The 13738-nt window shown below is 65.5% G+C and carries 14 protein-coding genes; 4 read left to right on the top strand and 10 right to left on the bottom strand.

Annotated features, from left to right (window positions below):
- Positions 1-40: 40 nt before the first annotated feature.
- Entirely contained in the window at positions 41-763 is a 723-nt protein-coding gene (locus UU9_RS10390) for an rRNA pseudouridine synthase (RefSeq protein WP_040670816.1), read from the top strand.
- Between the two features lie 514 nt (positions 764-1277).
- Entirely contained in the window at positions 1278-2264 is a 987-nt protein-coding gene (locus tag UU9_RS10385; protein WP_237710269.1) for an HDOD domain-containing protein, read from the top strand.
- A 24-nt stretch (positions 2265-2288) separates the two neighbouring features.
- Here UU9_RS10385 and UU9_RS10380 read toward each other — a convergent pair whose 3' ends face one another.
- On the bottom strand, positions 2289-3005 hold the full coding sequence (locus UU9_RS10380; RefSeq protein WP_007081709.1) for an ion channel: 717 nt from the start codon (positions 3003-3005) through the stop codon (positions 2289-2291).
- Between the two features lie 50 nt (positions 3006-3055).
- Positions 3056-3256, bottom strand: coding sequence for an oxidoreductase-like domain-containing protein (locus tag UU9_RS17555; RefSeq protein ID WP_007081708.1), 201 nt, complete (start codon positions 3254-3256; stop codon positions 3056-3058).
- A 298-nt stretch (positions 3257-3554) separates the two neighbouring features.
- On the opposite strand from UU9_RS17555, the gene UU9_RS10375 reads away from it, so the two are divergent.
- Positions 3555-5699: an EAL domain-containing protein gene (locus UU9_RS10375; RefSeq protein ID WP_007081707.1), complete on the top strand. Its 2145-nt coding sequence runs from the start codon at positions 3555-3557 to the stop codon at positions 5697-5699.
- 27 nt (positions 5700-5726) lie between these two features.
- Here UU9_RS10375 and UU9_RS10370 read toward each other — a convergent pair whose 3' ends face one another.
- From UU9_RS10370 to UU9_RS10360, 3 genes are all read right to left on the bottom strand, one after another.
- Positions 5727-6500: a pseudouridine synthase gene (locus UU9_RS10370; protein WP_007081706.1), complete on the bottom strand. Its 774-nt coding sequence runs from the start codon at positions 6498-6500 to the stop codon at positions 5727-5729.
- A 124-nt stretch (positions 6501-6624) separates the two neighbouring features.
- The gene (locus UU9_RS10365; RefSeq protein WP_007081705.1) at positions 6625-7743 is read right to left on the bottom strand and encodes an OmpA family protein; all 1119 of its coding nucleotides are present in this window, start codon (positions 7741-7743) and stop codon (positions 6625-6627) included.
- Positions 7744-7927: 184 nt separating this feature from the next.
- Positions 7928-9379, bottom strand: a complete 1452-nt coding sequence (locus tag UU9_RS10360; RefSeq protein ID WP_007081704.1) for a bifunctional 2-methylcitrate dehydratase/aconitate hydratase — start codon at positions 9377-9379, stop codon at positions 7928-7930.
- Positions 9380-9645: 266 nt separating this feature from the next.
- On the opposite strand from UU9_RS10360, the gene UU9_RS10355 reads away from it, so the two are divergent.
- Positions 9646-10353, top strand: a complete 708-nt coding sequence (locus UU9_RS10355) for a TerC family protein (RefSeq protein WP_007081703.1) — start codon at positions 9646-9648, stop codon at positions 10351-10353.
- Positions 10354-10382: 29 nt separating this feature from the next.
- Here the strand turns inward: UU9_RS10355 and UU9_RS10350 are convergent, their stop codons facing one another.
- The 5 genes from UU9_RS10350 to UU9_RS10330 all read right to left on the bottom strand — a co-directional run.
- The gene (locus UU9_RS10350) at positions 10383-11720 is read right to left on the bottom strand and encodes a PspA/IM30 family protein (RefSeq protein WP_007081702.1); all 1338 of its coding nucleotides are present in this window, start codon (positions 11718-11720) and stop codon (positions 10383-10385) included.
- Between the two features lie 67 nt (positions 11721-11787).
- The gene (locus UU9_RS10345; RefSeq protein WP_202799820.1) at positions 11788-12207 is read right to left on the bottom strand and encodes a hypothetical protein; all 420 of its coding nucleotides are present in this window, start codon (positions 12205-12207) and stop codon (positions 11788-11790) included.
- 125 nt (positions 12208-12332) lie between these two features.
- The gene (locus UU9_RS10340; RefSeq protein WP_007081700.1) at positions 12333-13025 is read right to left on the bottom strand and encodes a C39 family peptidase; all 693 of its coding nucleotides are present in this window, start codon (positions 13023-13025) and stop codon (positions 12333-12335) included.
- Positions 13022-13285, bottom strand: a complete 264-nt coding sequence (locus UU9_RS10335; RefSeq protein ID WP_007081699.1) for a hypothetical protein — start codon at positions 13283-13285, stop codon at positions 13022-13024. The genes UU9_RS10340 and UU9_RS10335 overlap by 4 nt, the downstream gene beginning before the upstream one ends.
- A gap of 225 nt (positions 13286-13510) precedes the next feature.
- Positions 13511-13738: hypothetical protein (locus tag UU9_RS10330; RefSeq protein WP_007081698.1), on the bottom strand; the 228-nt coding region annotated here is incomplete at its 5' end.

The following is a 13738-nucleotide window of genomic DNA, read 5'->3' as shown; positions in this document are numbered from 1 at the left end:
GTTCCCTACAATGGCGGCCTCCTCCGCGCTGGCCTGCCCCATGACCGAACCTGTCCGCCTCGCCAAACGGGTCGTCGCCCTGGCGGGCTGCTCGCGCCGTGAGGCGGAGCAATTCATCGAAGGCGGCTGGGTGCAGGTGGATGGCGTGGTGGTGGAAGAGCCGCAGTTCATGGTGGACACGCAAACCGTGGCGATCGACCCCGCCGCCCGGCTGGCGCCGCTGGAAGCGATCACGCTGGTGCTCAACAAGCCGGCCGGCATTGACGACGGGCCCGGACCGGACGGTGCCGGCGCACTGGTCACGCCGGCAACGCGCAGCGCCGACGACGCTTCCGGCGTGCGGCCGCTGAAGCGGCACATGTCCCGCCTCGCGGCGCCGCTGCCGTTGCCGGCCAAGGCCAGCGGCCTGCTGTTTTTCACCCAGGACTGGCGCGTGGCGCGCAAGCTCACCGAGGACGCCAGCCGGATCGAGCAGGAGTTCGTGGTCGAGGTGGAAGGCGAACTGATCGATAACGGCCTGGCGCTGCTCAACCATGGATTGCGCTTCAACAACTACGCGATGCCGCCGATCAAGGTCAGCTGGCAAAGCGAGCAGCGCCTGCGCTTCGCCTTCAAGGGCCTGCAACCGAGCCAGATCGAACCGATGTGCAACGCGGTGGGCCTGCAGGTGGTGGCGATGAAACGGCTGCGCGTGGGCCGTATTTCACTGAGCCGCCTGCCGCCCGGGCAATGGCGCTACCTGGCGCCGCACGAGCGTATCTGACAGCGGCGTTGTGGCGACCGGAATCACCGCCACAGCCGTTTGAAAAAAGCCACGCTGCAGCGGCTTGGCTTCCATATCGCCCGCCCCTAAACTCCGATCGCACCGCGCTTGATGTTTTTCGCCGGTGCCCGGATCGGCTATGCCGCTCCCGCCCAACCTTCCACATTGCGGAGCACGACATGAGCAAGGGCATGGATTCAAAGAAAACCGAGAAGAAAAAGCCGGCCAAGACCATGAAGGAAAAAAGGGCGGCTAAGCAGGAAAAGAAAAAAAGCCAGTAATCAGGGCTGAAATTCGGACAGCGAACCGCACCATCGCAGGCAGCCGGCTCACCACGGCCGGCTGCACCAGGCATCGCAGCGAACGATCGGATCACTCAATTTTTCCGTCGCCCTGCCGTTATCTCCGCAAGTTGTGGGACGCTTGCGTTTTCTGAAAAAGGGACGTTTGCATGGGGAATCTTTGGCAGCGCTTGTTTCGCAGCCAGAAGCCGGTTGCGGGTCGCGTGCGGCTCATGGCGACCGGATCCGTGCGGGCGTCCGCGCGGATTCCCGACGATGACGTGGTGGTGGAGCCGGACTTCCCGCTGACTGAAATCGAAGATCGCTTTCACCGCTTCGTACTCGATCTGCCGCCCAGCGAGGCGGGCGAACCCAGTGCGGCCGAGCAGGCCATGCTCAAGCGCCTGGACCTGCTCAGCACACGCTTCGACATGCGCAGCCTGCCGCGCCTGCCCAGCGTATTGCCGCAACTGCTGCGCACGCTGAAAAACGACAATGCGGCCGGTGGTCAGCTCGCCAAACTCGTGGGCCGCGACCCGCTGATGGTGGGCGAGGTCATGCGGGTCACCAGCAGCTCGTATTACCGCTCCGCCCAGCCGATCAGCAGCCTGCAGCAGGCGGTGGTCCTGCTGGGCCAGGACGGCTTGCGCCGGGTGCTTACGCAATACGTGATGAAACCCATCCTGCAGGCCAATGCCGGCAGCTTCGGCCAGGCTGCCGGCGAGCGCCTGTGGGATCACGCCGAGCGCTGCTCGCACGCGTGCGCATGGCTGGCCCGGCACAACGGCGGCGATACGTTCGAGGCCTACCTGGTCGGCACCATCTGCCACACCGGTACCGGCGCGGTGGTGCGCCTGCTCGACCAGCTGGCGCAGGATTCCGCACTCACATCACCCTCGACGGAATTCATTGCCAGTTGCGGCGCACTGGCGGCGCGGCTGTCGCTGCAGGCGGCACAGCACTGGGAGCTGCCGGCGCGCGTGGTGGAGGCGATGGCCGATCGCCAGCCCGGCAAGACCGTCGCCACCAGTTCGCCACTGGGCAAGACGCTGGCCGCCGCCGATGGCCTGGCGATGGCGCAATTGCTGGGTGAACACGAGCGACTGGATCGCGACGTGGACCTCAGCCACACCTGGCCCGATGCCTTTGCGCCGGCGCTGTTGGCGCGTTGCCAGCAGGATCTGCGGCGCCATTTTCCCGCGGCCGAAAAATCGATCTGAGCGCCGCGCCATTCGGCATGACCGTCAGCGGTGGAGTTCGCGGTCATCCTCCCGGCTGACGCTCAGTCCGATCAGCCGCGAGACCACCAGCGCGATATACATCACGCCCACGAACATCTCCAGGCAGGCCAGCGCGCGCGCGTGCACGGTGATCGGGATGACGTCACCGATGCCGGTGCTCGACATCAGGGCAAAGCTCAGAAACAGCAGTTCGGTCCAGCTGCGCGGAGCGGCCGGATTGACCGCGGCGGCAAAGCAGCCCGGCTGCAATACCTGGCACAGCACGAACAGGTAGGTGAAGCCCCAGACAAGCAGGGTGAAGGTGGCGCCGGCGGCGAACATCTCGTCGGTGGTAGCGCGGCGATCGGCCAGCATGTAGGCGATCAGACAACCGGCCGCGTAGAAGTAGAACAGTGCTTCCAGCGCTGCCCACCACGGTTTTAGCGCCGGCATGTCCAGCATCAAACCCATCGCGTTGCACACGACCGCGGGCACGGCGATGGCCACGCTTATCCAGCCCCGGCCGCGGGTACGCTGCACCATCGAAATGGCCAGCATCAGCACCACCACGCCGAAGGCGCCGAACAGGGCGCGTGCGGCACGCGTCTGCTCGATGAACGGATACAGCAGCAACCCGGCCAACTGCACCAGCAGCAGTGCCGCGGACGGATGGCGGATGAGGATGGCAAGCCACCGCAAACGACGCATGCTCCACACGGTATCGCCGTCACTCGTTCGCATGCGTCATCCCTTTGCTCCAAAGGCCGTTTCGAAGACGGCGTTGCCGATGTTCAACACGAGGGGCCGTGGCCATCCCCATCGTCCGGATGCCGCGCCTGCCACGCCTCCAGCAACATACGGTAACGTTCGAGCGACGCCTCGTATACGTCATGGACACAGCGGACGCAGCCTTCGCCACAGCAATCGCCCGGGTCCGGCGCAACGGGCGGAATCGGGGGTGGATCACTCGGGCCTGCCGGATCGTGCGTCATGGTTTCAGCCCATCGGTGAAACGCTTGATGCTCGCATATTCGCGCGTTTCACCGGCACTATCGATGGCGCTTGAGGGATCCTGGCGCAAAAGGCCACCGGCTAGCCGATCCGGCGCCGGCTGGCGGGATGAAGGACAAAGAGACGTCCATAAGCATTCCGGCCCATGCGTCGCTCCGTCGCAGCGGCAACTGCTCGTCTACGGCCGCACTCAGTGGGCACCGGTGCTGCAATAGGCTATCGTTCTCCGAGCGTTGCGCGCCGTAGCCCCGGACAGGCGCACGCAGGGGAAAACCGCGCATGCACGAAATTGCAAGCCAACCGAGCTTCGGCTATTTCACGACCGCCTTGCTGGCAACGGCGGCCGTGGCACTGTCGTCGGGCACGCAGTTTCTGGTTATCGGCCTGCGCCATCAGCGTGAACTCATGTACCAGGCGTATGCGGTGCTGTGCATCTGCATCGCCGCCCTCGCCCTCTCCAACGTGCTGCTGGACTGCGCCACGACGCTCGCGCAAGCCACGCTCGCGCTGCGGCTCATGTACGCCTCGTCGATCTTCTCGTTCCCGGCTTTCATCGTTTTTGTCAGCACCTACACGCGAAAACCCGTAAGCCGCTTCGCCTTCGGCGTGATCCTGATGGTGGCAACGGGCTTCTTCTGGTTCGACCTGCGGGCACCTTACGGACTGCATGCCGGCTTCAGCGCCGGCGCGCCGATGGTGCTTCCATGGGGGGAATCCCTGTTCACGCTGAAGGTTCAGCCATCCGTCGCCAGCCAGGCCTTCCACAGCCTGACCTACGTGGTTTTTCTCTGGGCGCTGCTGCGCTCGTGGCGGTTCTACCGGGGCGGCCAGGCGCGGCCCGGGCTGCTGCTGAGCATCTGCCTGCTGGTGCAATTCACCGCCATGCTGTGGGGCGATATCGTGATCGATATTTTCGACCAGCCCTACCCCTATCTGGACGCCTTCGCGTTCCTGCCGTTCGTGTTGCTGATGGGCGTTTCGCTGGCCAGCCAGTTGCGCGCCCGCACGCTACAGCTGGAACAGACCACGCTCGAACTGCGCGCCGAAGCCGAGACCCGGCGCGAAGCCGAGCTGGATCTGCGCCACATCGCCTACCACGATCCGTTGACGGGCCTGCCCAATCGTTCGCGCGCACTGCATTCGCTGGCCGAAATGCTGGCCGACGCCAGCCAGTCCGGCCGGCATGGCGCCGTGCTGATGATCGACCTGGACAACTTCAAGACCATCAACGACTCGCTGGGCCACCACGTCGGCGACCGCGTGCTGGAGGCCATCGCCGATTGCCTGCTTGCGGTAGCGCCCGGCGAATCCACCGTGGCCAGGCTCGGCGGCGACGAGTTCCTGGTGCTGCTGGATGCCGGGTCGCACGACGCCATGGACGCGGACGCCACCGCCGCGCTCGCCATGGGCGTGGCCGAAAGCATGGTGGAACGGCTTTCCGTTCCGCTGCCGATCGACAGCCGCATCCTGGCCATCGGCGCCAGCATCGGCGTCGCGGTTTTCCCCAACGGCGATGCCGAAGCAGCCGACATCGTGCGCTGCGCCGACATCGCGCTGTATCGCGCCAAGGCCGCCGGGCGCAACGGCGCGCGACTGTTTCTGCCGCACATGCAACAGGACGCGGACAACCGCCTGGAGCTGGAGCGTGGCCTGCGCACCGCGCTGGAGCGCAACCAGCTGTCGCTGCATTTCCAGCCGCAAGTGAGCATGAGCGGCAAACTGATGGGCGCCGAAGCGCTGCTGCGCTGGCGCCACCCGGAATTGGGCGACGTACCACCAGACGTCTTCATCCCGGTGGCCGAGGAAACCGGCCTGATCCACGCGCTTGGCAGCTGGGTGATCACGCGCGCCTGCGCGCATATCCAGGCCTGGCGCAGCCAGGGCGTGGATTTCGGCGGCCGCCTGGCGGTGAACGTCAGCCCCTGGCAGATTGCTCACCCCCAGTTCGTCGAACACATCCAGGCCATCGTGGTGACCGCCGGCATCGATCCGGAGTGGCTGACGCTGGAGCTTACGGAAAGCGCGCTGCTGAACGATTTCGAGGCGGCGCTGGCCACCTTGCATGCGCTCTCGAACATCGGCTTCCGGCTGGCGATGGACGATTTCGGCACCGGCTATTCATCGCTGGCCTATCTGCAGCAATTGCCGCTGGACGAGCTGAAAATCGACCGCTCCTTCGTCAGCGCGTTGCAGCCGTCGGTTCCCGACCCGCTGGCTGGATTCATCGTGGACATCGGCCGCCGCCTGGGCATGGCGACCATCGCCGAAGGCGTGGAAACGGAACAACAACGCGCGCGGCTGGGCGCCATGGGTTGCGACACGCTGCAGGGTTACCTGATCTGCCGCCCGCTCCCCGAGGCGGACTACCTGCGCTGGCTGGCCGCGCGCAAAGCCACCACCATCGAAAAAAGCACGATCGCCTAGCAGCCCGGACGCGCGCCGCCCGCCCGTCTACTTCGCGTGCCGCCGGTCCAGCATCGCCACTTCGGCGGCGCTCAGGCGACGCCACTGGTTCTTCGGCAGATCGCCCAGCGGCAACGAGCCGATCGCCACGCGGATCAGGCGCAGAACGTCAAACCCCAGCGCGGCCAGCAGGCGGCGTATGTGGCGATTGCGGCCCTCATCCAGCACCACCTCCAGCCAGGCGTTCTTTTCACCCTGCCGCAACACGCTGGCGCAGCGCACTTTCAGCCACTCATCGCCATCCGCAATCCCGGCATGCATGGCGGCCAGGGCGACTGCATCCGGCTGCCCCGCCACCTGCACGTGATAGGTCTTGTCCAGATGCGTGGCCGGGTCCGTAATGCCGGCTGCCCACGTCGTGTCGTTGCTCAGCAACAGCAATCCCTCGCTGGCCTTGTCCAGTCGCCCCACCGGGCCCAGCCAGGGCAAACCGGCAGCGGCCAGCGCTGTGTAGACCGTGTCGCGGCCGTGCTCGTCGGATGCGCTCACCACCAGGCCGCGCGGCTTGTTGAACATCACATGGACTTTTTCCGCCGACGCCAACCGCTTGCCGTCGACGGTGATCGGCGGACCGTCCGGCCGGACGGGAAAATGCGGATCGCTGACCACGCGCCCCGCCACGCTGACCCGCCCCTCGCGGATCCATTGTTCCGCCTGGCTGCGGGAACAAACGCCGGCCTTCGACAATACCCGCGCAAGACCGTGGCGTGGAACGGCGGTCTTTTGACCGGTGCGGGTGTTGCCGGAAATGGGGGAACGCATCGCGATAGCGTAACGAATACACATGGCAAACGCCGACCGCGAGGGCAAAAAAAACCCGGCCGAAGCCGGGTTTTCTTATTCACCGGACTCCGAGTGGAGCCCGGCATTTACTGCCGCGGTTCGATTACTGCTGAACCTGCAGTTCCGTGCGACGGTTCTGCGCGCGACCGGCATCGGTCTCGTTGTCACCGATCGGGTTGCTTTCGCCGTGACCGATCGGGCCTTCCAGACGGCTGGCATCGATGCCATGGCTGGTCAGGTAGTTGTAGACGATCGAGGCGCGACGCTCCGACAGGCTCTGGTTGTAGACATCCGTGCCCACCGAGTCGGTGTAGCCGGCGACGGTCACGTGCACCTGCGGGTAACGCTGCAGGGTGTCGACGGCCTGGTTCAGAACGGCGATCGAATCGGAGCTCGGCTCAGCCAGCGCGCCGGAGATGTCGGTCTCGTTCTTCTTCGGGCGATCGAACTTGAAGTTCACGCCACGCAGGTCGATGACGACCTTCTGCGCGCAACCGTCGGGGCCGACGATGGTGCCGGCCGTGGTCGCCGGGCACTTGTCTTCGCAGTCGTTCACGCCGTCGTTGTCGCTGTCCATGGTGGAGCAGTCAGCCACCGGGGCCGGTGCTTCAACCGGGGCCGGAGCCGCGGCCGGTTCGCCAAAGCGCGAAACGATGCTGAAGCCCAGGAACCAGTCGCCATAACCGTCTTCGGCCGGCTGGGACTTGTCATCCCAGTCGTAGCGATAGCCGGCTTCGATGCGGACATCGGAGCTGTCGGTGATGGTCTTGGACAGACCGCCGCCCAGTTCGGCAGCCGGCGACCAGCCATTGTTGCCCGCGTTCTGGTGGTGGCTGCCCATGACGCCGGCCAGCACGTACGGACGCCATGAATCCCAGGCGCCAGCGTAGAAACGAACGGCTGCGCCGACCGTGTTGTTGGCCCAGCTGCCGCCGCCATCGACGTCGCGCTTGGTGCGGTCGGCGAAAATGTCGATGGACGCATTCGGCGAGATGAAGCGGCCGACACCCAGACCGTAATAGACCTGGCGGCTGTTGGTATTGCGGTCGGTGTCGTTGTAATAGCCACCAACGGTCGGGGCAATGTACCAGCGACCATCATAGTCGGCCGCCGCGGTGGACGAAGAGGCGGTATCGACAGCGCCCGTGGTGTCCTGCGCGTGAACGGCGCCAACGCCGCCCAAAGCCAGCGCAATCAGAAAATACAAGCCCTTACGTTTCATCGGGTGTCTCCTTGTGTGGGATTTTTCGTCCGCTTGACAACATAAATACGGGGATCGAACGAATGGCTGATGACAACGGCTCGTTCACCGATTCGCCGTGCCACGTTCGACGCGAACTTTAGCAAAAAATAAACATACCCGACCGCTTCCGCGACGGCTCGTTCATTTTCCGCTTATGTCGTCTTTACAGTGTGAATAGACCGAGGAAGTCCTGAATTGGCATTTTATCCAGGGCGGCCGCGTCACCGGTTGCTGCCAGTATGGCATTCACCCGGTGCTCGGGCAGATGCCCGCGCAGGGCGGATTCAAACTTCCTCAGCAGCACCGGGATGCCTTCGGCACGGCGGCGACGATGGCCGATCGGGAAATCGACGGAGACTTTCTCCGTGCTGCTGCCATCCTTGAAGAACACCTGCACGGCATTGCCGATGTAACGCTTGGCCGGGTCGAAATAATCACGGGTGAACTGCGGGTTCTCGCTCACCGTCATCTTGTTGCGCAGCGCGTCGATCCGCGGGTCGGCGGCCACGTCGTCGCCGTAGTCGCTGGCCACCAGTCGCCCGAAGATCAGCGGCACGGCCACCATGTACTGGATGCAATGGTCGCGATCGGCGTAGTTCGCCAGCGGGCCGGTCTTGTCGATGATACGGCAGCCCGCTTCCTGGGTTTCGATCACGATCCGGTCGATATCGTCCAGCCGGCCGGCAACCTGCGCGTGCAACTGCATCGCGCATTCCACCGCGGTTTGCGCATGGAACTCGGCGGGGTAGCTGATTTTCAGCAACACGTTTTCCATCACGTAGCTGCCGAACGGGCGCTCGAACTCGAACGGCTTGCCGTTGAACGCCACGTCGTAGAAGCCCCAGGTCTTCGCGCTCAACGCCGAGGGATAACCCACCACGCCGCGGTGCACCGCGTTGATCGCGTGGGTTACCGCGCGGCGGCAGGCGTCGCCGGCAGCCCAGCTCTTGCGCGGGCCGGTGTTGGGTGCGTGCCGATAGGTGCGCAGCGCACCGTTGTCGATCCAGCTGTGCGATACCGCCGCCACCACCTGATCCTTGTTGCCGCCCAGCATCGCCGTAGCCACCGCGGTGGACGCCAGGCGCACCAGGATCACGTGGTCCTGCCCCACCCGGTTGAAGCTGTTGAGCAGCGCGTAGCCGCCCTGGATCTCGTGCGCCTTGATGGCATAGCCAAGCACGTCGCGCACGGTCAGCGGCTGGCCGCCTTCACGCACGGCCTTGCGGCTGAGGTAATCGGCCACCGCCAGGATCGCGCCCAGATTGTCGGAAGGATGGCCCCATTCCGCCGCCAGCCAGGTGTCGTTGAAATCCAGCCAGCGGATCTGCGTGCCGATCGCGAACGCCGCCTGCACCGGGTCCAGCTCGTGGCTGGTACCGGGTACGCGTGCGCCGCCGGGCAAGCTGGCGCCGGGCACCAACGGGCCCAGATGCTTCACGCATTCGGGAAATTTCATCGCCAGCATCGCCGTGCCCAGCGAATCGAGCAGGACGTAGCGGGCGGTGTCGTAGGCTTCGGTCGAGTCGATGCGGTAGTCGATCACGTAGTCGGCGATGTCGACCATCGGCTGATCGGGATCGGGGCGGATGGCGGAGCGGACGTCGGGCGCACTCATGGTGTCTTCTCGCTAAATCGGAAACGACCATTTTAGCCTGAGCACCCGTCGACCGCTTGCCACGCGGGGGACACATGGGGACAATGGCCGCTCCCAAAAGGGAGTAGTTCCCGACGCGGCTTCCCGCATCGGTGCGGTGATCGTCAACACGAGCGACGCTTCGCTCCGGTCACCGCGGCAGCCACGTTGCGAACGAGACTTTTGCGGTGGCTACGGGCCGCGCGCGTCCGTACCCGCTGCATTGTCCGCCGCGCATGGATTGTCCTATGGATTTTTTCACCCCTGATTTCTTCTCCGGCCTGCTGGCCATCGTGCTGCTCGACCTCGTGCTGGCGGGCGACAACGCCATCGTCATCGCGATGGCCGCCAGCCGCCTGCCCAAGGAGTTGCAGAAGAAAGCGGTGTTCTGGGGCACCTTCGGCGCCGTCGCCGTACGTTTCGCCCTGACCGCGGTGGTGGTCTACCTGCTGAAGTTGCCAGGCCTGATGCTGGTCGGCGGTGCGTTGCTGCTGCCGATCGCCTGGAACCTGCTGCGCCACGACGGCGATGAAAGTCACGAGATCAAGGCCAGCCGCACGTTCTGGAGCGCCTTGCGCACGATCATCGTGGCCGACGCGCTGATGGGTCTGGACAACGTGCTGGCGATCGCCGGTGCGTCGCGCGGCCACCTGGGCCTGGTGATCATCGGCCTGCTGATCAGCGTGCCGCTGGTGGTGTGGGGCTCGACCCTGATCCTGAAACTGATCGAGCGCTTTCCAATCATCATGTACGTGGGTGCTGGCGCCATCGCGTTCACCGCCGCGCGCATGATCGGGCACGATCACTGGCTGGCGGGCTGGTTCGCCGCGCACGGCTGGGCGCAGTACGCGCTGGACGTGGTGCTGGTTGGCGCGGTCTGCGCGGGCGGCTGGCTGGCGCAACGGCGACGCGCGGCGCGGTCCGCCACGGCATCGAAAGCCGTCCCTCACGGTTAAGGCGGCGGTGATACTTGGTCAGCGTTGCCTTAATACGTGGTGGGCAGGCGCACGGTCACGGTGGCGTCGGGCGTGTCGCGGGTAATGCCCACACCCAGCGCCACGTTCAGCGTGCGCCGGTCGCTGAGGCGATAGGAGCCGCCGACCAGCAAGGTGCCCAGCACCGTCTTCGCCGACCCCGCCACCGTCTTGCCGTTCTGTTTGGTCAGGCCCACGAAACTCTGGTCATAGCCCAGGCTGATGGACGCCTTGTCGTTGAGCGCAAAGCCCATGCCGAGGCTGAGATCCACCACGTCGCCCACCTCGATCGTGCCCAGCGACTCCCTGTCCCCACCCAGCACGCGGCGGCTCACGCCATGGCGGGCAAAGTTGTGCAGGTAGCTGAGGTTGCCGAAAAACACCACCGGGTCGGACGGATACAGCCAGGTCACGCCCGGCTGCAATGAATAGAAACCCGAACCCGTCGGCAGTTGCAGCGGCATGCCGGTGCCGGTGACGTTCTGGATGCAGCGGTTGACGCAATCGGTGGTGACCTCGAACGGATCGCGGCCGGTGCGCGATTTGAAGCGCAGCCAGCCCACGAAATAGGGTTTGTCGGCGCCGCCGTCGTTCATCTGGTAGCGCGCCGTCGCTTCGATATCCCCCAAACCATGGCCGCTCGAAGTGAACACGCGATCCTCCGCGCTGCCGGTGAATATCTCGCGGCTGGTCGTGTCGGTGTGGTTGTACAGATACGGCACGCGCAGCTCCAGCTCCATCCGGTTGGTGAGCCCGTAGCGCAGTGCCAGCGCGCCGGTCTGCGTGGTGGTCCTGACCTGGCGTGCGTCGATCAGGCCGATCAGCACGGCGGGGATCACGGTGTAGCCGATCAGGTCGACCCGATCGGCCGAGGAATAGCCGAACTGGTACGACGGCTCGATCACGAATTTGCCGCGCGGCGTGAGCACGCCGGGCTGCTCGAAGATGGGTGCCACCGCAGGCGGCCCCGGTTCGCGCACGGGTGCGCGGCCCACCGGTTGCGGTGCGGCGGCAGCGGCCGTTTCCGTTGTCGCGGCGCCGGATGTGGCGACCGTGTTCGCCGTGCCCGGCGGCTTGCCGCTGCCGTCCATGCCCATCTCGTGGCGCAAGGCGCGGTAGTCCGCCTCCTGTGCCGCCAGCGCGCGCTTGAGCTGTTCGATCTGCGCCATCTGGGCGGCCAGCTGGCTGCGCATCGCATCCAGCCGCTCGCCCTGCTGGATCACGTTCTGCCTGATGGCGGCGGGCAGCCCATCGGCGGTGGACGCCGGCTGCTGGGCATGCGCCATGCCGAGACACAGCAAGCCGGCGCAACCGGCGGCATATTTGCTTCGCGACGATTTCCCTGCCATGCCCTTTCCTCGTGAGCCAAAAAAGCGCGTGCGAAGCCGCACCTCACCGCGTTGTCTGCATCACCACTCAATGCCCCAGCGACTGAATCAACGCACCCTGCAAGGTGTCGCCCAGGCGCGCGCTGCGAAACTGGTCCAGATGATCCACCGACGCGTCGATCGTGGTGAGGTTCTGGATGTGCTGGCCGTCGAGGCTGTTCTGGATCACGGTGGCCGTGGCGGCGCCCGATGGCACCAGCGCCGCCGTGTTGCCCTGCCCGCCCTGCACTACCGTGAGGACGCCATCGACCGCGGCCAGCGCCCGCGCCTGCGCAGGCGACATGTGGCCGATATCGGGTATCGACACGCTCGTGCGCGTGGCCAGATTGCCGTTGATATAAACCACGCGATCGATGCCGAACGACGCCAGCAAACCGTTGCCGCTGTCGAAGCCACCGCGCATGGCATCGAGCTGCACGTTGCCGACCGGAAGCGACCAGGCATTCACGCAGGGCGACCCGCATGCCGCCGTCGCCAGCGGTGCCGCGCCAACCATGACCGCCGCGATCAAACCCAACGAGCAAGAACGAAGATGTCGCGAATGTCGGGGCTTGGTCATGGTTCGTTCCACGCTCAGAGATCGTTGGGGCCGCGTTTGGGCAGGGTGATCCGATCCAGCCCGCGCCGGTCGATGCCATCGCCCAGCGAGGCCAGCGGCGCGGCGCGCCAATCGTCCGTGCTGTTGAATACCGCCAATGTGCGGCGGTTATGGATGACGAATACCAGCTTGCTCTGCCATGCCGTCTCGAACGTGCGGCGCGCCATTGCCCGGGTGCCGCGCGCGGGGTCGCCCACCAGCACGCGACCGTTGCGCAGGCCCTTCACCACCACGAAATGGTGGTAGCCCTTTTCGTTCAACAGCACGATAGCCGGCACGCTGGATTGGCGCAGCTTGTCCAGCGGCACATGAAACCCGTCGGCCTCGAAACCGTTGGCATGCAGGAAGCGCTTGATGTCCAGCAGCGAGAACCCCTCGCGGCGGATCTTCGCGCGGTCGCCATGGGCGTACATCTGCTCGAACACCCATTGCTCGCCCACTGGATAGCCGTATTGGTAGGTCAGCAAGGTGGCGGTGGCCGCGGAGCCGCAGCTGAAGTCGAAATGCTGGCGGATGGTGTTCTTGAAACGCGCTTCCTTGAGACTGGTGAGGTGGAACGTATAGCCGTTGCCCTGGATGCCGGGCACCTCCATCGTGGCCGCCCACGCCGACCCGAGCGGCAGCATCGCCACCGCCAGCAACACCTTGCACCAGCAGCCATGTTTCATGGCTGGAATTGCACGTTGATGATCGTGGCGTTCTGGATCAGCACGTTGTTGCCGCTGTTCTGGATCACCATCGGCACGCCCGCCGCCCCCGTGAACGCCCCACCGGAAATCGTGTTGTAGCCGCTGACGACATGGTCGGCGCGGTTGTTGTCCACGGTGCCGTGCAGGTGCATGTTTTCCACGACGTCGGTACCGCCACGCATCGTGGCCAGGGTGGCAGGGGTAACGCCGGGACCAAAGCCGTCGGTGCTGGCCGGCACGGCTCCAGCGGCAGTTACCGGCGAGGGAGCCGCCGGGGGCGGTGGTTGTGCGAGGCCCGCCATCGCAAAGGACGCCAGCAGGCATCCCAAGGATGTGGACAGGAAAGATCGGCAGCTTCGCATGGCGTCACTCCGTGAATGCTCGGCGTCATGGCACGGCGTAGCGCCGCGCCATGACGAGTCTGGAAAAACGCCGTGGAGCAAGACTCCACGGCGGGCTTTCCGTTACGGGCCGACGGTGAGGTTGGCCTGCACATTCACGCTCTGCTGCACCAGCGCGGCGGCGCCACTGTTCTGGGCGAGCACCGCGATACCCGCGGCACCTACGGCGGTGCCGTTCATCTGGTTGGACATGTCGAAGCTGCCGGCATCCGCGTACGACGTGCCGCCGGCTCCGCCGGCACCACCGGCTGCGCCCATGCCGGCGCCGCCGGTGCCCGCGCCGCCCGCGCC

Source organism: Rhodanobacter fulvus Jip2, assembly GCF_000264315.1.
GTDB classification, from domain to species: domain Bacteria; phylum Pseudomonadota; class Gammaproteobacteria; order Xanthomonadales; family Rhodanobacteraceae; genus Rhodanobacter; species Rhodanobacter fulvus.
The sequence above is the reverse complement of the archived record's forward strand: the minus strand, read 5'-3'. Positions and strand labels throughout refer to the sequence as shown.